This is a genomic window from Cupriavidus sp. 01L45 (assembly GCF_056399885.1).
Genome location: NZ_JBFTSG010000014.1, coordinates 22,966 through 46,906, shown reverse-complemented (window position 1 = coordinate 46,906; position 23,941 = coordinate 22,966). Strand labels below are relative to the sequence as shown.

The window sequence follows — 23,941 nt, the reverse complement described above, 5'->3', positions numbered from 1 at the left end:
CGTCCTGAGGGCGAAATGTGGCCGTCCGGGGCCATTTCAAGGGCCGGACGCGCAAATCCGACTAAATTTCTCGACTTCTCCCTCCGGCCAGCGGCGGCTCGGCCGGCCAAGTTGAGGGGCGTTCCGGGACGTTGCGCGACGGCCGGGCTTTTTGTGCTCTTTGGATCACCAAAAATCGAGGCTACCTTGATGGCTAGCGGCCCCGCTGCCACAAGACATCGCTGCCCCCGCCCGCCCGGTTGAGCACGCGCGCCAGCACGAACAACAGGTCGGAGAGCCRGTTCAGGTACTGGCGCGGCGCCTCGTTCAGCGCCTCCTGCGCGCCCAGCGCCACCAGCGCCCGCTCGGCACGCCGGCAAACCGTGCGGCATACGTGCGCCACCGCCGCGGCGCGGCTGCCGCCCGGCAGGATGAACTCGGCCAGGCGCGGCAGGCCGGCGTTGTAGTGGGCCAGCCATTCGTCGAGCTGCAGCACCTGCTCGGGCTTGACCAGCTCATAGCCGGGGATGGACAGCTCGCCGCCGAGATCGAACAGGTCGTGCTGGATATGCAGCAAGGCCGAGCGGACGTCTTCGGGCAGCGCCTCGGTGAGCAGCACGCCGAGATTCGAATTGAGCTCGTCGACATCGCCGATGGCGGCGATGCGCAGGCTGTCCTTGCTGGTACGGCTGCCGTCGCCGAGCCCGGTGGTGCCGGCGTCTCCGGTGCGGGTGGCGATCTTGGTCAGGCGGTTGCCCATGCGGGTCTCCGGCGTTGGCGAATCTTGCATTATGGCGCGCTTCTGGTCGGCGACGGGAGAACCCGYGATACCTCTCAAGTGGCCGTTGYGGCGCCCCGGCAACGACCCAGGCCGGGGGGCGGCGTAGAATAACGGGATTCGCTTGAAACGCTACCGGGTGCAAGCGCAGGCACCGTTGCGCGCGGCTACGAAAAAGCCGCCGCCGCACGGCATCCAGCCACTTCAGCCCCGCCGGAGACGCCATGAACCATCCCCTTTCCCACGCCACGCTGGTGCGCCAACCCCTGCCCGCCGCCGTGCGCGACGCCCTGCAGGCCCGCTTCGGCGAACGCTTCTCCACCTCGCCCGGCGTGTGCGACCACCACGGGCGCGATGAGTCGCCCTTCCCGCCGGCGGCGCCGGACGGCGTGGTGTTCGCCCGTACCACCGAGGAAGTGGCCGAGGTGGCCCACCTGTGCAACGCGCACCGCGTGCCGCTGATCGCCTACGGCGCCGGCTCCTCGCTCGAAGGCCACCTGCTGGCGGTGGCGGGCGGCATCAGCCTGGACCTGTCGCAGATGAACCGGGTGCTGTCGGTACAGGCCGAGGACCTCAACGTGACGGTGCAACCGGGCGTGACCCGCAAGCAGCTCAATCAGGAAATCAAGGACAGCGGCCTGTTCTTCCCGATCGACCCGGGCGCCGATGCCTCGCTGGGCGGCATGTGCGCCACGCGCGCCTCGGGGACCAATGCGGTGCGCTACGGCACCATGCGCGAGAACGTGCTGGCGCTGACCGTGGTGACCGCCGACGGCCGCATCATCAAGACCGGCACCCATGCGCGCAAATCTTCGGCCGGCTACGACCTGACGCGCCTGATGATTGGCAGCGAAGGCACCCTGGGCATCATTACCGAAGTGACGGTGCGGCTGTATCCGCAGCCCGAAGCCATCTCGGCTGCCATCTGCGCCTTTCCCAGCATGGGCAGCGCGGTGCAGGCGACCATCGACACCATCCAATTGGGCGTGCCCGTGGCGCGCGTGGAATTCGTCGACGCGCTGGCCATCCGCGCCATCAACCGGCACGACAACCTGTCCATGCCGGAGATGCCGCACCTGTTCTTCGAATTCCACGGCACCGAGGCCGGCGTCAAGGAACAGGCCGAGACCGTGCAGCAGATTGCCGCCGAGCACGGCGGCCAGGGCTTCGAGTGGGCCACGCGGCCCGAAGACCGCAGCCGGCTGTGGAACGCGCGTCATACCGCCTACTTCGCCATGCTGCAGCTCAAGCCGGGCTGCCGGGCGGTGACCACCGACGTCTGCGTGCCGATCTCCCGGCTGGCCGATTGCGTGACCGAGACCGAGCGCGACCTGAACGCATCCAGCCTGCCCTGCCCCATCGTGGGCCATGTGGGCGACGGCAATTTCCACGTGGCGATCCTGACCGATCCCGAAAAGCCCGAGGAACTGGCCGAAGCCGAGACCATCAACCGGCGCATCGTGGAGCGCGCGCTGGCGATGGGCGGTACCTGCACGGGCGAGCATGGCGTGGGCCTGCACAAGATGGATTTCCTGGTCAGCGAGCACGGCGAGGACGCGCTGGACCTGATGCGCGCCATCAAGAACGCGCTCGATCCCAACCACATCCTCAACCCGGGCAAGATCTTCCGCGCGGTGCGCTGAGGACCGGCGCGGCATGGCTTCCGTGTTCAACCGCGTTCCGCCGCTGCACCTGCTGATCGCGTTCGAGGCCGCCGCCCGGCTGGGCAGCTTCGCGCGCGCGGCCGAGGAGCTGTCGGTCACACCCAGCGCGGTATCGCACCGGATCAAGAACCTCGAGGAATTGTGGGCCGAGGATCTGTTCGTGCGCTCCAATGCCGCGCTGCGGCTGACCGCGTCGGGCACGCGCTACCTGCGCAATGTGCAGGACGCCCTCAAGTCGCTCAACGAACTGGCCCGGCCGGAGTACAACAAGCAGCGCACCCGGCTGCGCGTGGCGATCCCGCCCACCTTCGGCCGCCAGCACCTGGTGCCGCGCCTGCCCGAGTTCACGGCGCTGTATCCGCATATCGACACTGAGTTGCACCTGGCCATTCCGTTCCTCGACGTGAAGGCGGAAGACACCGATGTGGAAATCCGCTATGGCACCGGACGCTATCCCGACCTGAAAACCACCAAGCTGCTGGTCGAGCCTGTGTTCCCGGCGTGCGGGCGCGAGTACTACGAGCGCATCGATGGCCGCGCCATCACCAGGCCCGAGCACCTGCACAACCTGGTGCTGCTGCGCAGCCCGCTGGAGCCGTGGAAGCCCTGGTTCGAAACCGCCGGACTGGACTGGCCCGAGCCGCAGACCGGCCCGCAGTTCAACGATATCGGCCTGATGCTGGAGGCCATCGCTTCCAACCAGGGCGTGGCCCTGGTGCGCCAGCGCATGGCCCGGCACTGGCTTTCGCTGGGCCAGATGGTGCGGCTGCTGGATATCGAGTCGGTGTCGCCGCACGGCTACTACATCGTCGAGCGCGAACAGGCGCCGCTCAAGCCGGAGGCTAGGTACTTCGTCGACTGGCTGCTGGGCCTGGACTGGTAGCGCCCGAACTGCAACAGAAACCAAATAAGACAGAAACCCGGATGAAAGAGGATCCTCGCCCATGCTCGCCCTGAAGTTGCTGCTGGTGCCCGCCTTCATCGCCTGCATCTCCGTGGCGGGCAAGCGCTGGGGACCGGCCGTGGCCGGCTGGCTGGCCGGCCTGCCCGTGGTGGTTGGCCCGATTCTTTTCCTGCTGGCGCTGGAACGCGGTGCGCCTTTCGCCGCTGCGGCGGCCACCAGCGCCCTTTGCGCGGTATTCGCCTCGGTTGCGTTCAGCCTCGCCTATGCCTGGAGTTGCCGCCGGCACGGCTGGCCGCTGGCGCTGGCGGCGGCGCTGGCTGCCTGGCTGGCCGCCGTGGCACTGCTTGGCTGGCGGCCCTTCTCACCGTTCGCTGCGCTGGCGCTGGCGCTGGCGCTGGCCACGCTGTTCATTTGCCCATCCCTCTTCCCGCCGCCGGGTGCCGCCGCCCGCGCTGCGGGCATATCGCGCACAGGTCTGCTGGTCCGCATGCTGGCCGGCGCCGGCCTTACGCTCGCGGTGACGACCTTGTCCGCATCGATCGGATCCACGTGGAGCGGACTGCTGGCGCTCTTTCCAGTCCTTGGCATCGTGCTCTCGGTATTCTCGCACCGGGCGGCCGGCCCGGACTTTGTTGTCGCGTTGCTGACGTCGATGGCCGGCGGATTGTTTTCCCTTGTCGCCTTTTGCTTCACCCTGGCCGTGCTGTTGCCGCGAAGCACCATCGCCATCGCCTTTGCCACAGCCATCCTCGCGACCGCCGCGACCCAATGGGCCGTGAAAGCGGTCGGGGACAGACGTGCCAGGAAACAGCCCGGGATTGCCGAACAGGAGACCGCATGATGCCCACGCAGATCCGCCTGCTTACCCCCGCCGATGCCGGAGCTTTCCAGGCGTTGCGCCTGGAAGGCCTGCTGGAGGCGCCCGCCGCCTTCGGCTCCAGCTTTGAGGATGAGCGCGAATTGCCACTGGCCACCATCGCCGGCCGGCTGGCGGCGACGCCCGGAAAGGCCGTGATCGGCGCCTTCGAGCACGGCGATGGGGCCGCCGCGCTGGCCGGCGTGGTCGGCGTCATGCGCGAGGACAAGGTCAAGCAGCGCCACAAGGCCTTTGTCTGGGGCATGTATGTGGCGCCGGCCTATCGCGGCCGGCGCCTTGGCCGGCAGCTGATGGCGCAGGCACTGGCCGTTGCCGCCGCCATGCCGGACCTGCGCCAGGTCACGCTGAGCGTCACCGCCGCCAACGCGCCCGCGATCGCGCTCTACGAATCGATGGGCTTCCGGCGCTACGGCGTCGAGCCCCAGGCGCTCTATGTGGCACCGGATTATCACGACAATCTGGAAATGGTGCACATGCTGGCGCCGCGCTGATGGCGCGCCGAGAAAAAAGAGCCCCATTACCGCCTTGCATCGCGCCGGTGCTAAGCTGGATTTGAACTGGCCCGGCCGCCGCGCCACGCCCCGCATGGCACGCTCCGGCCCAACGCCGTCATGAGCGATTTTGATCGGCCTGCCATGCGGAATTCACGTCGCCATGAGGTTTCGCAGCCACCAGGCTGCGCTATAGTCCTTGCTCCCCACCCGCTTGCGCCCTGCCATGGCGGACGCCCGCGGCCATTACAGGAGTTGCCATGAACGCCCCGCACGAAGTCTCTCTGGTCGCCGACGACGCGCGCCGCAACGCGCTGCTCGAAGGCCTGGCGAAAATCCTGCCCGATGCGGCCCTGTTGTGGAAGCCCGAAGACACCGTGCCCTACGAGTGCGACGGCCTGGCGGCCTACCGCCAGATCCCGCTGGCCGTGGCACTGCCCGATAACGAGGAACAGGTCTGCGCGATCCTGCGCCTGTGCCACTCGCTGCAGGTGCCGGTGGTGCCGCGCGGCGCCGGCACCAGCCTTTCGGGCGGGGCCATGCCGATCGCCACCGGCCTGGTGCTGTCGCTGGCCAAGTTCAAGCGCATCGTCACCGTGGATGCACGCTCGCGCACGGCGGTGGTCCAGCCCGGCGTGCGCAATCTCGCTATCTCCGAGGCCGCCGCGCAGTACAACCTGTACTACGCGCCCGACCCCTCGTCCCAGATTGCCTGCACCATCGGCGGCAACGTCAGCGAGAACTCGGGCGGCGTGCATTGCCTCAAGTACGGCCTGACGGTACACAACGTGCTGCGCGTGCGCGCCGTGACGATGGAGGGCGAAGTGGTGGAATTCGGCTCCGAAGCGCCCGACGCGCCGGGGCTGGACCTGCTGGCCGCCGTGATCGGCTCCGAAGGCATGCTGGCGGTGGTGACCGAAGTGACCGTCAAGCTGATCCCCAAGCCGCAGCTGGCACAGGTGATCATGGCCAGCTTCGATGACGTGGCCAAGGGCGGCAATGCGGTGGCCGACGTGATCGGCGCCGGCATCATCCCCGCCGGGCTGGAAATGATGGACAAGCCCGCTACCGCCGCGGTCGAGGAATTCGTGCGCGCCGGCTATGACCTCGATGCGGCCGCCATCCTGTTGTGCGAATCCGATGGTACGCCGGAAGAAGTGGCCGAGGAAGTGGAACGCATGAGCGAGGTGCTGCGCGCCTCCGGCGCCAGCCGCATCCAGGTGTCGCAGAGCGAGGCCGAGCGGCTGCGCTTCTGGAGCGGGCGCAAGAACGCCTTCCCCGCGGCCGGGCGCATCTCGCCGGATTACTACTGCATGGACGGCACCATCCCGCGCAAGCATATCGGCACGCTGCTCAAGCGCATCGAGGAGATGGAGCGCAAGTACGGCCTGCGCTGCATGAACGTGTTCCATGCCGGCGACGGCAATATGCATCCGCTGATCCTCTTCGATGGCGCCGACCAGGACGAATGGCACCGCGCCGAGCTGTTCGGCTCCGACATCCTGGAGAGCTGCGTGGAACTGGGCGGCACCGTCACCGGCGAGCATGGCGTGGGCGTGGAGAAACTCAACTCCATGTGCGTGCAGTTCTCGCCGGAAGAGCGCGAGCTGTTCTTCGGCGTCAAGGCCGCCTTCGACCCGGCACGGCTGCTCAATCCCGACAAGGCCATCCCCACGCTGGCGCGCTGCGCCGAGTACGGCCGCATGCATGTGAAACGCGGGCTGCTGCCGCACCCCGAACTGCCACGCTTCTGAACATGCCAGGTCAAAACGCCACGCAGCGCGCCCACAGCAGCGCGCAGACCCGCCAGCGCCTGGGCAAGCCCGAATCGGGCTGGCGCGAGCGCTGGTACACCATCATTTTCGAAGCTGACACGCGCTACGGCCGCCTGTTTGATATCACCCTGCTGGTAGCCATCGTCGCCAGCGTGCTGATCGTCGTGTTCGACAGCCTGCCGGCGATCAGCCTGCGGCTGGGCCGGATATTCACCGTGCTGGAATGGCTGTTCACGCTGCTGTTCACCGCCGAGTATGTGATGCGCATCCTGGTGGTGCGGCGTCCCTTGCGCTATGTGTTCAGCTTCTTCGGCGTGGTCGACTTCCTGTCGATCATCCCGACCTGGCTCGCCTTCTTCGTGCCGGAGCTGGCCTTCCTGATCGACGTGCGCCTGCTGCGGCTGCTGCGCGTGTTCCGGATTCTCAAGCTGACGGTGTACTTCGAAGAAGCGCAGATCCTGTATCGCGCGCTGGCCAACAGCCGGCGCAAGATCTTCGTCTTCCTCGGCACCGTGTTCATCATCACCGTGATCCTTGGTACGGTGATGTACGTGGTGGAAGGCCCGCAGCACGGCTTCACCAGCATCCCAGTGAGCATGTACTGGGCGGTGGTGACGCTGACCACCACGGGTTTCGGCGACATGGTGCCCAAGACCCCGCTGGGCCAGTTCATCACCTCGCTGACCATCCTGCTGGGCTACGGCATCATCGCCTTCCCGACCGGCATCGTCGGCGCGGAGCTGGCCGCGAGCATCATGAAGCGGCCGCTGACAACGCGCACCTGCAACCATTGCCTGACTGAAGGGCACGATCCCGACGCCGTCTACTGCAAGCACTGCGGCAGTGCATTGCCGCATTACCAGAACGAGAGCGAGCACGCGCAGATCGCGCCCGGCGCGCCGCCGGACCGCCCGTCTTCCTCCGCCTGATCTCATTCACGCCAACCTCAGCCAGCCACCATGCCAGCCGACCTGCAAGCCACCCTCACCGCATTTCGCGACGCCATCCGGCACGCCACCGACACGCGCGCGCCGCTGCGCCTGCGGGGCGGCGGCAGCAAGGACTTCTACGGGCAGCAATTGCAGGGGGAAGTGCTCGACACGCGCGCCTATAGCGGCATCGTCGATTACGACCCGCCCGAACTGGTCATCACCGCGCGCTGCGGCACGCCGCTGGCGGAGATCGAGGCGGCGCTGGCGGAGCGGCGCCAGATGCTGGCGTTCGAGCCACCGCATTTCAGCACGGGCGCCAGTGGCGGCGACGTGGCAACCCTGGGCGGCGCGGTGGCCGCGGGCCTGTCCGGCCCGCGCCGGCAGGCGGTCGGCGCGCTGCGCGATTTCGTGCTGGGCACGCAGGTGATGGACGGCCGCGGCGACATCCTGAATTTCGGCGGCCAGGTGATGAAGAACGTGGCCGGCTACGACGTATCGCGCCTGATGTCGGGATCGCTCGGCACGCTGGGGCTGATCCTGGAAGTCTCGCTCAAGGTCCTGCCGATGCCATTCGACGACGCCACGCTGCGCTTTGCGCTGGGCGAGGCCGAGGCGCTGGACCGTCTCAACCAATGGGGCGGCCAGCCGCTGCCGATTGCCGCTTCGGCGTGGCACGACGGCGTGCTGCACCTGCGCCTGTCAGGTGCGGCCGCGGCGCTGCGTGCCGCCCGCGCGCGGCTTGGCGGCGAAGCCGTGGAACCCGGCGAAGCCGATGCGCTGTGGCGCGCGCTGCGCGAGCAAGGCCATCCCTTCTTCGCCCCGGTGCAAGCCGGCCGGGCCCTGTGGCGCATTGCCGTGCCCACCACCGCGGCGCCGTTGGCGCTGCCCGGCGGGCAACTGATCGAATGGGGCGGCGGCCAGCGCTGGTGGCTGGGCGGCGCCGATAGCGCCGCCGACGGCACCATCGTGCGCGCCGCCGCGAAGGCCGCCGGCGGCCACGCCACGCTGTTCCGCAACGGCGACAAGTCGGTGGGCGTGTTCACGCCGCTTTCGGCGCCGCTGGCCGCCATCCACCAGCGCCTCAAGGCCAGCTTCGACCCCGCCCGCATCTTCAACCCGCAGCGCATGTACGCCGGCCTCTGAGCCACGCGTCACGCCCTTCCGATCCCCAGCCAAGGCACCAGAGAGTCCCCGAACCATGCAAACCACCCTGGCCGAATTCCTGCGCGACACGCCCGATGGCGAAGAAGCCAAGTCCATCGTCGGCAAATGCGTGCATTGCGGCTTCTGCACCGCGACCTGTCCCACCTACCAATTGCTCGGCGACGAACTGGACGGGCCGCGCGGCCGTATCTACCTGATGAAGCAGGTGCTCGAGGGCCAGCCCGTCACGGAAAGCACACGCCTGCACCTGGACCGCTGCCTGACCTGCCGCAACTGCGAATCGACCTGCCCTTCGGGTGTGAAGTACGGCAGGCTGGTCGACATCGGCCGCAAGGTCGTCGATGACCGTCTCGAAGCGCAAGGCATCCAGCGCCCCGCGCGCGAGCGGTTCGCGCGTTGGGCGCTGCGCGAGAGCATGACCCGGCCCGCGCTGTTCGGGCCGGCCATGCGCCTGGGCCAGCGTTTTCGCCCGCTGCTGCCGCAGGCCCTGCGCAACAAGGTGCCGCAGCCGGTGGATGCCGGCACCTGGCCGCGCAACACGCATGCGCGCAAGATGCTGTTGCTCGACGGTTGCGTGCAGCCATCGATGTCGCCCAACATCAATGCCGCCACGGCCCGCGTGTTCGACCGCCTCGGCGTGCAGCTTGTCGTGGCGCGCGAGGCCGGCTGTTGCGGCGCGGTGCGCTATCACACCGGCGACCACGACGGCGGCCTCGACAATATGCGGCGCAATATCGACGCCTGGTGGCCGGCGGTGCAAGCGGGCGCCGAGGCCATCGTGATGACGGCGTCGGGCTGCGGCGTGATGGTCAAGGAGTACGGGCACCTGCTGCGCAACGATGCGCGCTATGCGGAGCGCGCGCGCCAGATCTCGGCGCTGACCAAGGATCTGTCGGAGTTGCTGCCGGATTTCTCCGACACACTGCAAGCCCTCGCCACCGAGGCACGGGAGGGCAAGAGCGGCAACGGCCAGCGGGTCGCCTACCACCCGCCCTGCACGCTACAGCACGGCCAGCAGATCCGCGGCAAGGTGGAGACGTTGCTGACCGGCCTGGGCGTGGATGTCAAGCTCTGCGCCGACAGCCACTTGTGCTGCGGCTCTGCGGGCACGTATTCGGTGCTGCAGCCGGAGTTGTCGTACCGCTTGCGGGATGAAAAACTCGCCAACCTGCAGGCTTCGGGGCCGCAGGCCATTGTCTCGGCGAATATCGGCTGCATCACGCATCTGCAAAGCGGCACCGGAACGCCGGTGATGCACTGGATCGAACTGGTGGACCGGATGTTGGGGTAAGTGGCCGGAAGCCTGGGACGAAGCTGACCGGCTGCGCCCACGGCGTCTGGCACAGCGCTGGCCGTCGCGCCTTCCCGCGCAAGCGGGAGAGGGGCGCAAACCCGCTGCCAGAAGAGGCCACTACGAGTTACCATGCGAGGGCTCCAATCCCGGCTGTCCGCGCCCCGCTCTCACATGCTTCAAACCTTTGCCATCCTCCTGGTTTTCCAATCCGTCGGGGAGGCGCTCAGCTACGCCCTGAGCCTGCCCGTGCCAGGCCCGGTGATCGGCATGATCCTGCTGTTCGGCTGGCTCACCTTCGACGACCGGCTGCTGCCGGTGATCCAGGGCACCACGTCCGAACTGCTCAAGCACCTGTCGCTGCTGTTCGTGCCGGCCGGCGTGGGCATCATGGTGCATGCGCATCGCATCGGCGGGGAATGGATGCCGATCGTGGTGGCGCTGGTGCTCTCCACGTGGCTTGCGATCGCTACCACGGCGCTGGTGGCGCGTGCCCTGATGGGCAAGGCGAGGCCGCCCGAGGCCGCCGCACCCGCGGCGCCGGGAGAACAGGCATGATGACGCCGCGCCTCAACGAGATCTGGGTCTACCTGGCCGCCAGCCCGCTACTGGGGCTGACCGCCACGCTGCTGGCCTATGTATTCGCCTTCCGCGTCTACGAACGCGCGCGTTTTTCGCCGCTGGCCAATCCCGTGATGATCGCGGTAGCCATCCTGGTCACGCTGCTGACGGTGACCGGCACGCCTTACAAGACGTATTTCGACGGCGCGCAGTTCGTCCACTTCCTGCTCGGGCCGGCCACCGTCGCGCTGGCGGTGCCGCTCTACATGCAACTGCCCAAGCTGCGCCGGCACGTGCTGCCGCTGCTGGGCGGACTGCTGGCCGGCTCGCTGGTGGCGGTGGTATCCGCCGTGGGCATCGCCTGGCTGCTGGGCGCGTCGCCCGAGACGATGCGCTCGCTCGCGCCCAAGTCGGTCACGATCCCCATCGCCATGGGCGTGGCCGAGAAGATCGGCGGCCTGCCCTCGCTCACCGCCGTGCTGGTGATGGGTACGGGCATCATCGGCGCGGTCAGCGCCACCAAGCTGCTCAACCTGTTGCGCATTTCCGACTACACCGTGCGCGGCTTCGCCACCGGCGTGGCGGCGCACGGCATCGGCACCGCGCGCGCCTTCCAGGTCAACCAGGAGGCCGGCGCGTTCGCCGCGCTCGGCATGGGCCTGAACGGCGTGCTGACCGCCGTGATGGTGCCGATGCTGGCGGCGTGGATGCCGCGCTGATCCCTGCTGACAGGACGTTGTCAGTAGCCCCCGCGCATGATCCATCCCTCCAACACCTCCCGAGAGAGACCATCATGAGCGGACTGATCAACTGGCTTGAAATCCCCGTCACCGATATGCAGCGCGCGATCCGGTTCTACGAACAGGTCTTCGAAACCACCCTCAAGCGCGAGACCATGGCGCAAATCGACATGGCTGTCTTTGCCAGCCATGAGCCTGGCGGCGCACTGGTGGCCGGCGAAGGCTTCCGGCCATCGGCCGATGGCTGTCTGCCCTACCTGCACGCGGCGCAACTCACGGCACTGCTGGCGCGCGTGCAGGCCGCCGGCGGCAAGACGGTATTCGGCCCGCTGCAACTGCCCGGCGATATCGGCCATATTGCGCATATCATCGACAGCGAAGGCAACCGCGTGGGCCTGCACCAGCCCCTGGCCGGCTAGGCGATGGCCGCGACCGTTTTGCCGATATCCGCTTAGAACCAAGATGAAACCTCGATGAGCCGCCGTGCCGACCGCCTTTTCCAGATTGTCCAGGTACTACGCGGGCGCCGCCTGACCACGGCGGCGCTGCTGGCGCAGCGGCTCGGGGTGTCCGAGCGCACGGTGTACCGGGATATCCAGGCACTGTCGCTGTCGGGCGTGCCGGTCGAGGGCGAAGCGGGCATTGGCTACCGGTTGCGGGCCGACTATGACGTCCCTCCGCTGATGTTCACCGCGATTGAAGTCGAAGCGCTGGTGGCCGGGCTGCGGCTGCTCAAGGCCTGGGGCGGCGGCGCGCTGGCCGCCGCGGCCGATCCCGCGCTGGAGAAACTGGTGGCGGCGCTGCCGCCGGCGCGGCGTCATGCGGCGCAGCAAAGCCGCGTGTTCGCCCCGGAATTCGTCAATCATCCGCAGGTGCGCGACGCCTTTGACGTGGTGCACGGCGCCATGAACGCGCAGCGCCTGCTGCGCCTGGACTACACCGACGCGCAACAGCGCGCTACCGACCGCATCGTGCAGCCGCTGGGCCTGTTCTTCTGGGGCAATAGCTGGCTGCTGGCCGCGTGGTGCACCACGCGCACCGACTACCGCAGCTTCCGGCTGGACCGCTGCCGCGGCATCGTCATGCTGGACGAACGCTTCCACGAAACGCCGGACCGCTCGCTCAACGGCTTCCTGCGCGCAGTGCAGCAGACCAGCGGCTAGCCGCCGCGGACTAGGCCGGCTCGGCCAGCAGCTTCTCGATGTCGCCCTTGATGTCCTCGGGCTTGGTGGTCGGCGCGTAGCGCTTGAACACCGTGCCATCGCGGCGCAGCAGGAACTTGGTGAAATTCCACTTGATTGCTTCCAGGCCGAGCACGCCCGGCTTCTCGGAAGTCAGCCAGCGATACAGCGGATGCGCGTTGGCGCCATTGACGTCGATCTTGCCGAACATCGGGAAGGTGACGTGAAAGCGCGACTCGCAGAACTGGCCGATCTGCGCGGCGTCGCCCGGCTCCTGCTTGCCGAACTGGTTGCAGGGAAAACCCAGCACTTCCAGGCCGCTTTGCGCGAACTGCTCCTGCAGTGCCTGCAGGCCGGCGTATTGGGGCGTGAAGCCGCACTCGCTGGCGGTATTCACGATCAGCAGCACCTTGCCGCTGAATTGCGACAGCGGTACCGGCTGGCCGGCAAGGGAACTGGCTTCGAACTGGTAGACGTTGCTCATGGCGGGCTCCTCTCATGGCGCGGCGGGGTGCCGGCGGCGCGGACAGTGTACTAGAGCCGCAAGCGCCGCGCTGGCGGCAGATCAGATCACATTCAGATGTTCGGTGCCGGCGCCGAGGTCGGTCTCGCGGTCCATGGTGCCGTGCAGCTTGATCATCAGCCGCAGGTCGTTGAGCGAGTCGGCGTTGCGCAGCGCGTCTTCGTAGCTGATCTTGCCGGCCTCGTACAGGTCGAACAACGCCTGGTCGAACGAGACCATCCCCTGCTCGCGCGATTTCTTGATGACTTCCTTCAACGCGTGGATCTCGCCCTTAAAGATCAGGTCGGCCACCAGCGGCGTGCCGATCATGATTTCCACCGCTGGCACGCGGCCCTTCTGCCCCTTGCGCGGCAACAGCCGCTGCGACACCATCGCCTTCAGGTTGAGCGACAGGTCGATCAGCAACTGCTGGCGCTTTTCCTCGGGGAAGAAATTGACCACACGGTCGATGGCCTGGTTGGCGTTGTTGGCGTGCAGCGTGGCCAGGCACAGGTGGCCCGTTTCCGCATACTGCATCGCGTATTCCATGGTTTCGCGATCGCGGATTTCGCCGATCAGGATCACGTCGGGTGCCTGGCGCAGGGTGTTCTTCAGGGCCACGTGCCAGGACTCGGTATCGATGCCGACCTCGCGCTGCGTGACGATGCAGTTCTGGTGCGCGTGCACGTATTCGATCGGGTCCTCGATGGTGATGATGTGGCCGTAGGAATGCGCGTTGCGATGGTCGAGCATGGCCGCCAACGAAGTCGACTTGCCCGAGCCGGTGGCACCGGTAACGATCACCAGGCCGCGCTTGGACATCACGATGTCATGCAGCGCCTGCGGCAGGTCAAGATCTTCCACCGAGGGAATGCGCGTATTGATGGTACGCACCACCATGCCCGCCTTGCCCTGCTGGATAAAGGCCGAGACCCGGAAGCGCCCGGCATTGGACGCGGAGATGGCAAAGTTGCACTCGCGGCTGCCCTCGAACTCGCCCGCCTGGCGCTCATTCATGATCGAGCGCACCAGCCCGAGCGCCTGGGTGGGATTGAGCGGCTGCTGCGACACCGGCGTGATCTTGCCGTCGACCTTGATCGCGGGCGGAAAATCCGCGGTGATGAACAGGTCCGAGCCGCGGTTGCCGACCATCAGCACAAGCAGGTCGTTGATGTACTTGGCGGCGGATTCTCGATCGAGCATGGCGTTGTCCTGGTTTGGATGCGGCGGACTCGCCTCAGCCCGTGAAGGAATCGGGGTTCTTGGCGGTGGCGCGTGCGTCGTTGTAGCTGATCAGCCCGCGCTTGATCAGGTCCGACAGGCACTGGTCCAGCGTCTGCATGCCAAGCCCACTGCTGGTCTGCATCATCGAGTACATCTGCGCGATCTTGTTCTCGCGAATCAGATGGCGGATCGCCGGCGTGGCGATCATGATCTCGTGCGCCGCGGTACGGCCATTGCCGTCACGCGTCTTGAGCAGCGTTTGCGAGATCACCGCTTCGAGCGACTCCGACAGCATGGTGCGCACCATGTCTTTCTCTTCGGGCGGGAACACGTCGACGATCCGGTCGATGGTCTTGGCTGCCGAACTGGTATGCAGCGTGGCAAATACCAGGTGGCCGGTTTCCGCGGCGGTCAGCGCCAGCCGGATGGTTTCCAGGTCGCGCAGTTCGCCCACCAGCACCACGTCGGGATCCTCGCGCAAGGCGGAGCGCAGCGCGTTGGCGAAGGAGTGCGTGTGCGGCCCCAGCTCGCGCTGGTTGATCAGGCTCTTCTTGGACGTGTGCACGAACTCGATCGGGTCTTCCACGGTGAGGATGTGGCCCATGTCGTGATCGTTGCGGTGGTCCACCATCGCCGCCAGCGTGGTGGACTTGCCTGAACCGGTCGGGCCGGTCACCAGCACCAGGCCGCGCGGCTTCATGCAGAGGTCGGCGAATACCGCCGGCGCGCGCAGGTCTTCCAGCGTCAGAACCTTGGAGGGAATGGTCCGGAACACCGCGGCCGCCCCGCGCTGCGTATTGTATGCATTGACCCGGAAGCGCGAGAGGCCGGAGATCTCGAAGGAGAAATCGATTTCCAGCCGCTCTTCATACTGCTTGCGCTGGGTGTCGCTCATGATGTCGTACACGAGGGCGTGGACATCCTTGTGGCCCATCGCCGCTACGTTGATGCGGCGCATGTCGCCGTGGATACGCACCATCGGCGGCATGTCTGCCGAGAGATGGAGATCGGACGCCTTGTTCTTGACGGCGAAAGCTAATAGCTGCGCGATGTCCATCTATAATGACCCCACCCTATTATTGTCGTACTTTGTTGTACTTCTTGATATGTTCGCCGGATTATGTCTGTAATCGCCGCCAACTTGCAAGCCGTCAACCGGCGCATCGCGGCAGCCGCACAACAGGCCGGGCGACCGGCCGGTGAAGTCGCGCTTCTGGCGGTTTCCAAGACCTTCCCCGCCGCCGACGTACGGGCTGCCTTCGATGCGGGCCAGCGCGCCTTTGGCGAGAACTACGTACAGGAAGGCCTGGACAAGATCGCCCGGCTTGCCGACCTGCGCGGCGAGTTGTGCTGGCATTTCATCGGCCCCCTGCAAAGCAACAAGACACGTGCCGTGGCCGAGCATTTCGACTGGGTCCACGCCATCGACCGCCTGCGCATCGCCGAGCGCCTGTCGGCGCAGCGGCCCGCCGGCATGGCGCCGCTGCAAGTTTGCCTGCAGGTCAATATCAGCGGAGAAGCCAGCAAGAGCGGCGTGACGCCCGACGAAGTGCCGGTGCTGGCGCGCGCCGTGGCGGCACTGCCCGGCCTGCGGCTGCGCGGCCTGATGGCGATTCCCGAAGCCGTTGCCGAGGTAGCGGCCCAGCGCCGGCCCTTCGCCGCGCTGCGCGCGCTGCTCGATGCCCTGCGCGCGGACGGGCTGGACGTGGACACGTTGTCGATGGGCATGTCTGCCGACATGGAAGCCGCCATTGCCGAGGGCGCCACCCTGGTGCGCATCGGCACCGCCATTTTCGGCGCGCGCGACTATGCCGCAGCGCCTGCATCCGGGGCCGCCGAGACAGCCTCTGCTGCGACAACGCCCGCAGCGCCCATTACGCACGGCTAGAACGCCGGCATCACTTCTTCCCAGAACACTCCCTGCAAGAGACACCCATGCTCAACACCCTCACCTTTGGCTTCCTTGGCGGCGGCAATATGGCCACGGCCCTGATCGGCGGCCTGATCGCCCGGGGCGTGCCGGCCACTTCGATCCGCGTGGTCGATCCTTTCGAGGAAGCCCAGGCGCGCCTGCGGCGCGACCTGGGGGTGCATGCCGCAGGCGCGCCGGATGCGGCCTTCGGCGCCAGCGATGTGCTCGTGCTGGCGGTCAAGCCGCAGCAGTTCCGCGACGCGGCGGCATCTTTGCTGCCGTACCTGGGCGACAACCTGATCGTCAGCGTGGCGGCTGGCATCCGCCTGGCCGATATGCAGCGCTGGTTTGGCGGCCGCACCCGCCTGGTGCGCGCCATGCCGAACACGCCGGCGCTGGCCGGCATGGGCATGACCGGCCTGGCCGCCGTGCCCGGCCTGGCGCAGCGGGACCGCGAGATTGCCGGCGCGCTGGCTGAAGCCGTGGGTAAATGCGAGTGGGTGGAAGGCGACGCGCAGATCGACGCGGTCACCGCCATCTCCGGCAGCGGCCCGGCCTATGTCTTTTATTTCATCGAAGCGATGGAAAAAGCCGCCTCGGAACTCGGCCTCACCGCCAGCCAGGGACGCGCGCTGGCGGTGGAAACCTTCCGCGGCGCGGCGGTGCTGGCGGCGCAGTCCGAGGAGCCTGTCAGCCTGTTGCGCGAGCGCGTGACGTCCAAGGGCGGTACGACATATGCGGCGCTCACCGCGATGCAAACCGCCGGCATCGGCGAGGCTTTCGTCAAAGCGATGCATGCCGCCGCGGCGCGGGCTACGGAGATGGGGGCGGAGTTCGGGAAGGACTGACGTTTTTTCAGGCACGACGGCATAGGGAGCGCCCGCCCACTCCCCTCAACGCAGCGCGTATGCCACCGCCGTTCCGGCAAACACACAAGCTCCCAGCCAGTTGTTGTGCCGGAACGCGGCGAAGCAGCGCATGCGATCGCGATCGCGAATCAGCGTGTAGTGATACAGCGCGCATCCCGCCGCGGCTGCCAGCCCAAGCCAGTATGGCCAGCCCAGTCCGAACTGCGCGCCAGCCCAAGCCATCAGCCCAAGAAACACCGCATAGCAAATCATGATGGCGGCCACATCGAAGCGCCCGAACGTGATGGCCGAAGTCTTCATGCCCAGTAGCAGATCGTCATCCCGGTCCACCATGGCATAAGCGGTGTCGTAGGCCACCGCCCAGAACACATTGGCCAGCAGCATCACCCATGCCACGGCGGGCACATGGTCCTGGACCGCGGCGAACGTCATCGGGATGCCGAAGCCGAAGGCAATGCCGAGGTAGGCCTGCGGGATGGCAAAGAAGCGCTTGAAGAACGGATAGGTGCCGGCCAGCACCGCGGCCACCACCGCCAGCCACTTGGTCAGCGCATTGAGCGGCGTGATCAACGCGAAGGCCGCGAGCGCCAGCACCACCGCCACCATCACCGCTTCCCAAGCCGCGATCTTGCCGGCAGTCAACGGCCGTTCCTTGGTCCGCTTCACATGCTTGTCGAAGTCRCGGTCGGCCCAGTCGTTCATCGCGCAACCGGCCGATCGCATCAGGAAGGTACCGACAAAGAAGATCCAAAACAAGTGCCACGCCGGCGGCCCGCCCGTGGCCATCCACAATGCCCACAGCGTGGGCCACAGCAGCAGCAGCGTGCCGATGGGCTTGTCGATGCGCACCAGGCGCGCGTACAGGGCTAAGCGTTCAAACATGGTAGTGGCCCGCGTACCTCGGTACGGGGCAAGGCAAGGACAATAAACGAAAAACGCGCCGCGTCCCGGCCAGGGCGCGGCGCGCATGGCCGGCAGCACATCGTGCCGCCGGCGGCGTCGATTCAGGCCATCAGGCCAGCATCGAGCGCAGCATCCACGCGGTCTTTTCGTGCGTCTGCATGCGCTGGGTCAGCAGGTCGGCCGAGGGTTCGTCGCCTGCCGCATCGATCACCGGGAACAGCGAGCGCGCGGTGCGCACCACGGCCTCCTGGCCTTCGACCAGCTTGCGGATCATCTCGGTGGCTTCGGGCACGCCCTCTTCCTCGGGGATCGACGACAGGCGGGCGTATTCCTTGTAGGTGCCCGGTGCCGGGTAGCCCAGCGCGCGGATACGCTCCGCGATGGAGTCGACGGCCAACGCCAGTTCGGTGTACTGCGTCTCGAACATCAGGTGCAGCGTGTTGAACATCGGACCCGTCACGTTCCAGTGAAAGTTATGGGTCTTGAGATAAAGCGTGTAGGTATCCGCCAGCAACTTGGACAGGCCTTCCGCGATCTTCTTGCGCTCTTTGTCGGAAATGCCGATATTCACGCTCATCTCATTCTTCTTTGCCATGATAGGTACGCTCCAGTCTGGGGGTGGCCACAGTGACTGCCGCGCCTGGCGACGCGGCACAACCCGCACATTATGGCATCACCGGGTAAATCCGGACAAACTCGTGGCCGCGTCCAGGAACATCGGGACAGCACCCAGGGCGATCACCGCCAGCCCGATTTCCGTGCGCCACAGCTTGCGCTGCAGGCGCGCCGCGTCGCCGCCGCGGGAGCCGTCGCCAGCGTCTTGCTGCACTTGCCGCACTTGCCGCATTTGCTGCAACTCACCGATGAACATGCTGAACATAGCCATGATGCTTCTCCTTGCCTGGTGCATCGGGTGGCGCCGCTGGCGCGGGACCACCCGATGCCCTTGCTGCCTTACTTCAGGTTGAGGGCGCGCCTGACGCCTTCGCCGTAGGCCGGATCGGCCTTGGTGAAGTGCTCCAGTTGCACCCGCACGATCTCTTCCGGCACCCCTTGCATGGCTGCCGCGATGTTCGAGAACAGCTGCTGGCGCTGGCCCTCATTGAACAGGCGGAACAGCGCGCCCGGCTGGCTGTAATAGTCGGTGTCCACACGGTGGTCCCAACGGTCCGCCGCGCCATCCACGGCTAGCGGCGGCTCGGCGGCGCGCTCGCTGGCGGCGTAGGCGCCCTCGCGGTTGGGCTCGTAGTTGAGCTTGCCGCCCTGGTTGCCGTCCACGCGCATCGCGCCGTCGCGGTGGAACGTATTGTGGAACGGGCACTTGGGCGCGTTCACCGGAATCTGGTTGTGGTTCACGCCCAGGCGATAGCGCTGCGTGTCGCCATATGAGAACAGCCGGCCCTGCAGCATCTTGTCGGGCGAGAAGCCGATGCCCGGCACCACGTTGGACGGGTTCATCGCCACCTGCTCCACTTCGGCGAAGTAATTGTCCGGGTTGCGGTTAAGCTCCAGCACGCCGACGTCGATCAGCGGATAGTCCTTGTGTGGCCACACCTTGGTCAGGTCGAACGGGTTGATGTGGTACTTGGCCGCATCGGCYTCGGGCATGACCTGCACGCGCACATTCCAGCGCGGGAAGTTACCCTTTTCGATGTTCTCGAACAGGTCGCGCTGCGCGCTTTCGCGATCGCCCGCCACCACCTTGGCGGCTTCCTCGTTGGTCCAGTTGGCAATGCCCTGCTGCGACTTGAAGTGGAACTTCACCCAGAAGCGTTCGTTGGCTGCGTTGAGAAACGAAAAGGTATGCGAGCCAAAGCCATGGATCTGGCGATAGTTCTGCGGCAGGCCACGGTCGCTCATCAGGATGGTGACCTGGTGCAGCGATTCAGGGTGGCGCGACCAGAAGTCCCACACCGCGATGGGGTCGCGCAGGTTGGTGCGCGGATTGCGTTTCTGCGTGTGGATGAAATCGGGGAACTTCAGCGGATCGCGCACGAAGAACACCGGCGTGTTGTTGCCAACCACGTCCCAGTTGCCTTCGTCCGTGTAGAACTTGACCGAGAAACCGCGCACATCGCGCTCGGCATCGGCCGCGCCGCGCTCGCCCGCCACCGTGGAAAAACGGATGAAGATCGGCGTCTGCTTGCCGACGCTGCCGAACACCGATGCCTTGGTGAAGCGCGTGATGTCATGCGTGACGGTAAAGGTGCCGTGGGCGCCTGAGCCCTTGGCGTGCACGCGCCGCTCGGGAATCACCTCGCGGTCGAAGTGGGCGAGCTTTTCCAGGAACCACACGTCCTGAAGCAGCATCGGGCCGCGCGGGCCGGCGGTCAGCGAGTTCTGGTTGTCGGCAACCGGGGCGCCGGCGGCGGTGGTGAGAGTGTCCTTGTCCTTGCTCATCTTGACCTCTTTTCGTGGGGTAAATCGGGAGTTGGGCTGGGGCGGGAGTTGGGAACCGCCGGGTTATTTCAGTACACCGTGGCGTAACTGGCAAGACAGTCGGCCACACAGCTCGCCAGCGCGCCCAGGATGTCTCCCGCGGCGACAGGGCTGACTGGGTTGGGATCCGTGCCGGTCATGTACGACTCCTTGTGGGTAACCGCGCGCAGTGCGCCGATACAGGAAGTGTACGGATTAACTATCGAATAAAAAATTCAATTATTTCTAACTATGGAATAGAGCATGCCTATTTCCCGCGCACGCCAGCATGGCACACGGCAAAGGCACAGTGAAGTTACAAAAATCGACGGCGGAAAAAAACGGAGGTGGGCAAAGATGGGCGATGACGCTGCCAGCGACTGCGCGCTGGCAGCATGGCATGACCGATCCCCGGCGCGAGGACGGGCAGCCAGCGGGGCAGGTCAGGCCGCCTTGGCCAGTTCCTTGGCAGCCAGCATGCTGACCCCGGGCAGGTCGCAGGCGGTCACGGCGCGGCGCAGCGCTTCCATGGCGGGCAGCCGGGTAAAGCTCTTGCGCCAGGCCAGGACCACGCGCCGGTCGGGCACCGGGTCGGTGAAGGGCACGTAAGCCAACAGGTCGTTCTTGCCGGACTTGAGATCCGGTACTGACGTGCGCGGCAGCACAGTGATGCCGACACCACTTGCCACCATATGCCGGATGGTTTCCAGCGAGGAACCTTCAAAGGTCTTCTGGATGCCGTCGGCCGCCTGGGAAAAGCGCGACAACTCGGGGCACACGCCCAGCACCTGGTCACGGAAGCAGTGCCCGCTACCCAGGAGCAGCATGGTCTGCTGCTTCAGTTCGTCGGGGTCAACATGGCTGGCGTTTTCCAGATGGTGACCGCGCGGCACCGCTACCACGAAGGGCTCGTCGTACAGCGGCTGCACGGTCAGGCCGGAATCGGCGAAGGGTTCGGCCATGATGGCGCAGTCGATCTCGCCTTGCTTGAGCAACTCGATCAGCTTGACCGTGTAGTTCTCCTGCAGCATCAGCGGCATCTGCGGCACGGTTTGGATCATTTCCTTGACCAGCGCGGGCAGCAGGTAGGGCCCGATGGTGTAAATCACGCCGAGGCGCAACGGCCCGGCCAGCGGGTCCTTGCCCTGCTTGGCGATCTCGCGGATGGCCATGGTCTGCTCCAGCACGCGCTGGGCCTGCGCCACGATCTGCTCACCGATCGGCGTCACCGAGACCTCGGAAGTGCCTCGCTCGAAGATCTGCACGTTGAGTTCGTCTTCCAGCTTCTTGATGGCCACCGACAACGTCGGCTGCGACACGAAGCAGGCTTCGGCCGCCCGGCCGAAATGGCGCTCGCGCGCCACGGCGACGATGTACTTGAGTTCGGTGAGCGTCATGACTTATCAATTTCCATTAGGCGATAGATTTTACCTTCGATTCGGGGTTCTGTCAGAGATGAAGGGCAATGCGGCGCAGGCGATACTTGCCGCCGCGCGCCCATGCGAAGCATGCTGCCCTTTGCCTCAGGCCTTCAGGAAATGCTCCCTGCCGCCCAGCCAGCGCAGCAGGTGCGCCTCCACCGCCTCCGGATAGCGGGTCAGCATCAGTTCCGCCGCCTCCTGGGCATAGTCGACCAGCCAGGCGTCGGTGTTGAGATCGGCGAAGCGCAGCATCGCCTCGCCGGACTGGCGCGCGCCGAGGAACTCGCCGGGGCCGCGTATCTGCAGGTCGCGCCTGGCAATCTCGAAGCCGTCGGTGGTCTCGCGCATGGTCGCCAGGCGCTCGCGCCCGGTGGGCGACAGCGGCGCCTGGTACATCAGCAGGCAGACCGATTCCGCGCTGCCCCGCCCCACCCGGCCGCGCAACTGGTGCAGCTGCGCCAGGCCGAATCGCTCGGCGTGCTCGATCACCATCAGCGAGGCGTTTGGCACGTCCACCCCCACCTCGATCACGGTGGTGGCTACCAGCACCTGCAGGCGGTTGGCCGTGAAGTCTTCCATCACGGCAGCCTTATCCGCCGGCGGCAAGCGCCCGTGCACCAGACCTACCTTGAGCTCCGGCAAGGCGGCCACCAGGGTCTCGTAGGTTTCCACGGCGGTCTGCAACTGCAGCGCCTCGCTCTCTTCAATCAGCGGGCACACCCAGTAGACCTGCCGGCCATCGGCGGCGGCATGGTGCACGCGCTCGATCACCTCGTCGCGGCGCGCGTCGTTGACCAGCCGCGTCACCACCGGGGTGCGGCCGGGCGGCAGCTCGTCGATCACCGAGACGTCGAGATCGGCGTAGTAAGTCATTGCCAGCGTGCGCGGGATCGGCGTGGCCGACATCATCAGCTGATGCGGCACGGTCTCGGCGGCCTTGCCGGCCTTGTCCGGCGGCGCTGCCGCATCGGGCTCCGCCTTGCCGCGCAGCGCCAGGCGCTGGGCCACGCCGAAGCGATGCTGCTCATCCACCACCGACAAACCCAGGCGCGCAAACTTGACGCTGTCCTGGATCAGCGCGTGGGTGCCGATGGCCAGTTTGGCTTCGCCGGACTCGACCTGCGCCGCCGCCTCGCGCTTGGCGCGCGCCTTCAGGCTGCCGGCCAGCCACACCACGGTCACGCCAAGCGGCTCCAGCCACGCGGAAAGCTTGCGGTAGTGCTGCTCGGCSAGGATTTCAGTGGGCGCCATCAGCGCGGCCTGGTAGCCGGCGTCGATGGCCTGGCAGGCCGCCAGCGCCGCGACAATGGTCTTGCCGCTGCCGACGTCGCCCTGCAGGAGTCGGTGCATCGGATGGGGCGCGCCCATGTCCCTGGCGATCTCTTCCACCACGCGCTGCTGGGCGCCGGTCAGCTTGAACGGCAGCGCCGCCAGGAAGGCCGTCAGCAGGCCGCCGGCGCGGCGCGGCATGGGCGGCGCGCTCTTGTCGCGCCGCGCCGCCTGGGAGCGCTTGAGCGAGAGTTGCTGCGCCAGCAGTTCGTCAAACTTGATGCGCTGCCAGGCCGGGTGCGAGCGCTCGATCAGCGCGGCTTCATCGACATCCTGCGGCGGCGAGTGCAGCAGGCGCAGACTATCCGGCAATGGCTGCAGCCTGAGCTGCGCGAGCGGACCTTTCAGGACCGGCAATGGCAGGGTCTCGGGCAGCGGCGTGCGCGAAAGCGCCCCGCCGATGGCCTTGCGCAAGTAGGTCTGCGGAATGCCCGCGGTACTCGGGTACACCGGCGTCAATCTATCGGGCAGCGCCTCGCCTGGCGTCACCGGGCGCACGGTGGGATGGACCATCTCCGCGCCGAAGAAGCCACCGCCGCGCAGTTCGCCGCGCACGCGCAGGCAGGTGCCTTCGGCCATCTGCTGGGCCTGGCTGCCGTAGAAATTCAGAAAGCGCAGCGTCAGCTCGCCGGTATCGTCGGCGATCTTGACCACCAGCTGGCGGCGCGGGCGGAAGCTCACCTCATTGGACGTGACCACGCCCTCGACCTGCACCGCCAGGCCCAGGCCCGCGCGGCGGATGGCATCGGCGATCGGCAGCAGCGTGGTCTCGTCCTCATAGCGCATCGGCAGGTGCAGCACCATGTCAACGTCGCGCTTGAGGCCAAGCTTATGCAAGCGCGCCATGGCCGAGGACGGCTTGCCGGCGGCACCTTTGGCGGCCCCCGGCCCCTTGCCCGGCCGGCCGGCCTTGTCCCCGGCGGGCGCCGCGGGCAGGCTGTCGGTGGTTTCCGGGATCGGGTCGGGAGCGGTTCCTGGCATCGGGCGGCGTGGCTACGGATTCGGGTCGGGGTTCATGCCTGGCGG

General features: G+C 66.8%; 24 protein-coding genes. 14 read left to right on the top strand and 10 right to left on the bottom strand.

What is annotated here, in order from left to right:
- Positions 1-193 precede the first annotated feature (193 nt).
- Positions 194-739, bottom strand: coding sequence for a cob(I)yrinic acid a,c-diamide adenosyltransferase (locus AC1DT6_RS11800; RefSeq protein ID WP_477114701.1), 546 nt, complete (start codon positions 737-739; stop codon positions 194-196).
- 242 nt (positions 740-981) lie between these two features.
- Between AC1DT6_RS11800 and AC1DT6_RS11795 the strand changes: the two genes are divergently transcribed.
- The 12 genes from AC1DT6_RS11795 (at position 982) to AC1DT6_RS11740 (ending at position 12,319) form a co-directional block, all read left to right on the top strand.
- Entirely contained in the window at positions 982-2,400 is a 1,419-nt protein-coding gene (locus AC1DT6_RS11795; protein WP_441626312.1) for an FAD-binding oxidoreductase, read from the top strand.
- Positions 2,401-2,413: 13 nt separating this feature from the next.
- Complete coding sequence (locus AC1DT6_RS11790) at positions 2,414-3,304, top strand: LysR substrate-binding domain-containing protein (RefSeq protein ID WP_045237607.1); 891 nt, start codon at positions 2,414-2,416, stop codon at positions 3,302-3,304.
- Positions 3,305-3,365: 61 nt separating this feature from the next.
- Positions 3,366-4,166, top strand: coding sequence for a hypothetical protein (locus AC1DT6_RS11785; protein WP_441626310.1), 801 nt, complete (start codon positions 3,366-3,368; stop codon positions 4,164-4,166).
- On the top strand, positions 4,163-4,693 hold the full coding sequence (locus AC1DT6_RS11780; protein ID WP_441626308.1) for a GNAT family N-acetyltransferase: 531 nt from the start codon (positions 4,163-4,165) through the stop codon (positions 4,691-4,693). Before AC1DT6_RS11785 ends, AC1DT6_RS11780 begins: the two co-directional genes overlap by 4 nt.
- 260 nt (positions 4,694-4,953) lie before the next feature.
- Positions 4,954-6,447: an FAD-linked oxidase C-terminal domain-containing protein gene (locus tag AC1DT6_RS11775; RefSeq protein WP_035867456.1), complete on the top strand. Its 1,494-nt coding sequence runs from the start codon at positions 4,954-4,956 to the stop codon at positions 6,445-6,447.
- A gap of 2 nt (positions 6,448-6,449) precedes the next feature.
- Positions 6,450-7,397 carry an ion transporter gene (locus AC1DT6_RS11770; protein WP_441626306.1) on the top strand — a complete coding sequence of 316 codons (948 nt, stop codon included), beginning with the start codon at positions 6,450-6,452 and terminating at the stop codon, positions 7,395-7,397.
- A 30-nt stretch (positions 7,398-7,427) separates the two neighbouring features.
- Positions 7,428-8,543, top strand: coding sequence for a glycolate oxidase subunit GlcE (gene glcE / locus AC1DT6_RS11765; protein ID WP_441626304.1), 1,116 nt, complete (start codon positions 7,428-7,430; stop codon positions 8,541-8,543).
- Positions 8,544-8,598: 55 nt separating this feature from the next.
- Positions 8,599-9,855 (top strand): glycolate oxidase subunit GlcF, encoded by a 1,257-nt coding sequence (gene glcF, locus AC1DT6_RS11760; RefSeq protein WP_441626302.1) that lies wholly within the window; start codon positions 8,599-8,601, stop codon positions 9,853-9,855.
- A gap of 174 nt (positions 9,856-10,029) precedes the next feature.
- Positions 10,030-10,413, top strand: coding sequence for a CidA/LrgA family protein (locus AC1DT6_RS11755; protein WP_035867463.1), 384 nt, complete (start codon positions 10,030-10,032; stop codon positions 10,411-10,413).
- Positions 10,410-11,135 (top strand): LrgB family protein, encoded by a 726-nt coding sequence (locus AC1DT6_RS11750; protein WP_081862229.1) that lies wholly within the window; start codon positions 10,410-10,412, stop codon positions 11,133-11,135. The genes AC1DT6_RS11755 and AC1DT6_RS11750 overlap by 4 nt, the downstream gene beginning before the upstream one ends.
- Positions 11,136-11,209: 74 nt before the next feature.
- On the top strand, positions 11,210-11,575 hold the full coding sequence (locus tag AC1DT6_RS11745; RefSeq protein WP_441626299.1) for a VOC family protein: 366 nt from the start codon (positions 11,210-11,212) through the stop codon (positions 11,573-11,575).
- 54 nt (positions 11,576-11,629) lie between these two features.
- A complete protein-coding gene (locus tag AC1DT6_RS11740) occupies positions 11,630-12,319 on the top strand; it encodes a helix-turn-helix transcriptional regulator (protein ID WP_045237600.1) in 690 nt (229 codons plus the stop codon).
- A gap of 10 nt (positions 12,320-12,329) precedes the next feature.
- On the opposite strand, the gene AC1DT6_RS11735 is transcribed toward AC1DT6_RS11740, so the two are convergent.
- From AC1DT6_RS11735 to AC1DT6_RS11725, 3 genes are all read right to left on the bottom strand, one after another.
- Positions 12,330-12,821, bottom strand: a complete 492-nt coding sequence (locus tag AC1DT6_RS11735; RefSeq protein WP_477102527.1) for a glutathione peroxidase — start codon at positions 12,819-12,821, stop codon at positions 12,330-12,332.
- Positions 12,822-12,902: 81 nt separating this feature from the next.
- Positions 12,903-14,042 carry a PilT/PilU family type 4a pilus ATPase gene (locus AC1DT6_RS11730; protein WP_441626295.1) on the bottom strand — a complete coding sequence of 380 codons (1,140 nt, stop codon included), beginning with the start codon at positions 14,040-14,042 and terminating at the stop codon, positions 12,903-12,905.
- A 34-nt stretch (positions 14,043-14,076) separates the two neighbouring features.
- Positions 14,077-15,120: a type IV pilus twitching motility protein PilT gene (locus AC1DT6_RS11725; protein WP_035867472.1), complete on the bottom strand. Its 1,044-nt coding sequence runs from the start codon at positions 15,118-15,120 to the stop codon at positions 14,077-14,079.
- A 63-nt stretch (positions 15,121-15,183) separates the two neighbouring features.
- Here AC1DT6_RS11725 and AC1DT6_RS11720 point away from each other — a divergent pair, with 63 nt between their 5' ends.
- Together AC1DT6_RS11720 and proC are read left to right on the top strand one after the other, a co-directional pair.
- Positions 15,184-15,951, top strand: coding sequence for a YggS family pyridoxal phosphate-dependent enzyme (locus AC1DT6_RS11720; protein WP_477102526.1), 768 nt, complete (start codon positions 15,184-15,186; stop codon positions 15,949-15,951).
- Between the two features lie 47 nt (positions 15,952-15,998).
- Positions 15,999-16,823 (top strand): pyrroline-5-carboxylate reductase, encoded by an 825-nt coding sequence (gene proC / locus AC1DT6_RS11715; RefSeq protein WP_441626291.1) that lies wholly within the window; start codon positions 15,999-16,001, stop codon positions 16,821-16,823.
- A 45-nt stretch (positions 16,824-16,868) separates the two neighbouring features.
- On the opposite strand, the gene ubiA is transcribed toward proC, so the two are convergent.
- From ubiA to recG, 6 genes are all read right to left on the bottom strand, one after another.
- A complete protein-coding gene (ubiA, locus tag AC1DT6_RS11710) occupies positions 16,869-17,726 on the bottom strand; it encodes a 4-hydroxybenzoate octaprenyltransferase (protein WP_045237594.1) in 858 nt (285 codons plus the stop codon).
- A 130-nt stretch (positions 17,727-17,856) separates the two neighbouring features.
- Positions 17,857-18,342, bottom strand: a complete 486-nt coding sequence (locus AC1DT6_RS11705; RefSeq protein WP_035867478.1) for a Dps family protein — start codon at positions 18,340-18,342, stop codon at positions 17,857-17,859.
- A gap of 78 nt (positions 18,343-18,420) precedes the next feature.
- Positions 18,421-18,633, bottom strand: a complete 213-nt coding sequence (locus AC1DT6_RS11700) for a hypothetical protein (protein WP_441626288.1) — start codon at positions 18,631-18,633, stop codon at positions 18,421-18,423.
- A 68-nt stretch (positions 18,634-18,701) separates the two neighbouring features.
- Positions 18,702-20,147, bottom strand: coding sequence for a catalase (locus AC1DT6_RS11695; RefSeq protein WP_441626286.1), 1,446 nt, complete (start codon positions 20,145-20,147; stop codon positions 18,702-18,704).
- 461 nt (positions 20,148-20,608) lie between these two features.
- On the bottom strand, positions 20,609-21,562 hold the full coding sequence (locus AC1DT6_RS11690) for a LysR substrate-binding domain-containing protein (protein WP_035867485.1): 954 nt from the start codon (positions 21,560-21,562) through the stop codon (positions 20,609-20,611).
- 126 nt (positions 21,563-21,688) lie between these two features.
- Positions 21,689-23,896, bottom strand: coding sequence for an ATP-dependent DNA helicase RecG (gene recG / locus AC1DT6_RS11685; RefSeq protein WP_441626283.1), 2,208 nt, complete (start codon positions 23,894-23,896; stop codon positions 21,689-21,691).
- Positions 23,897-23,941: the final 45 nt, after the last annotated feature.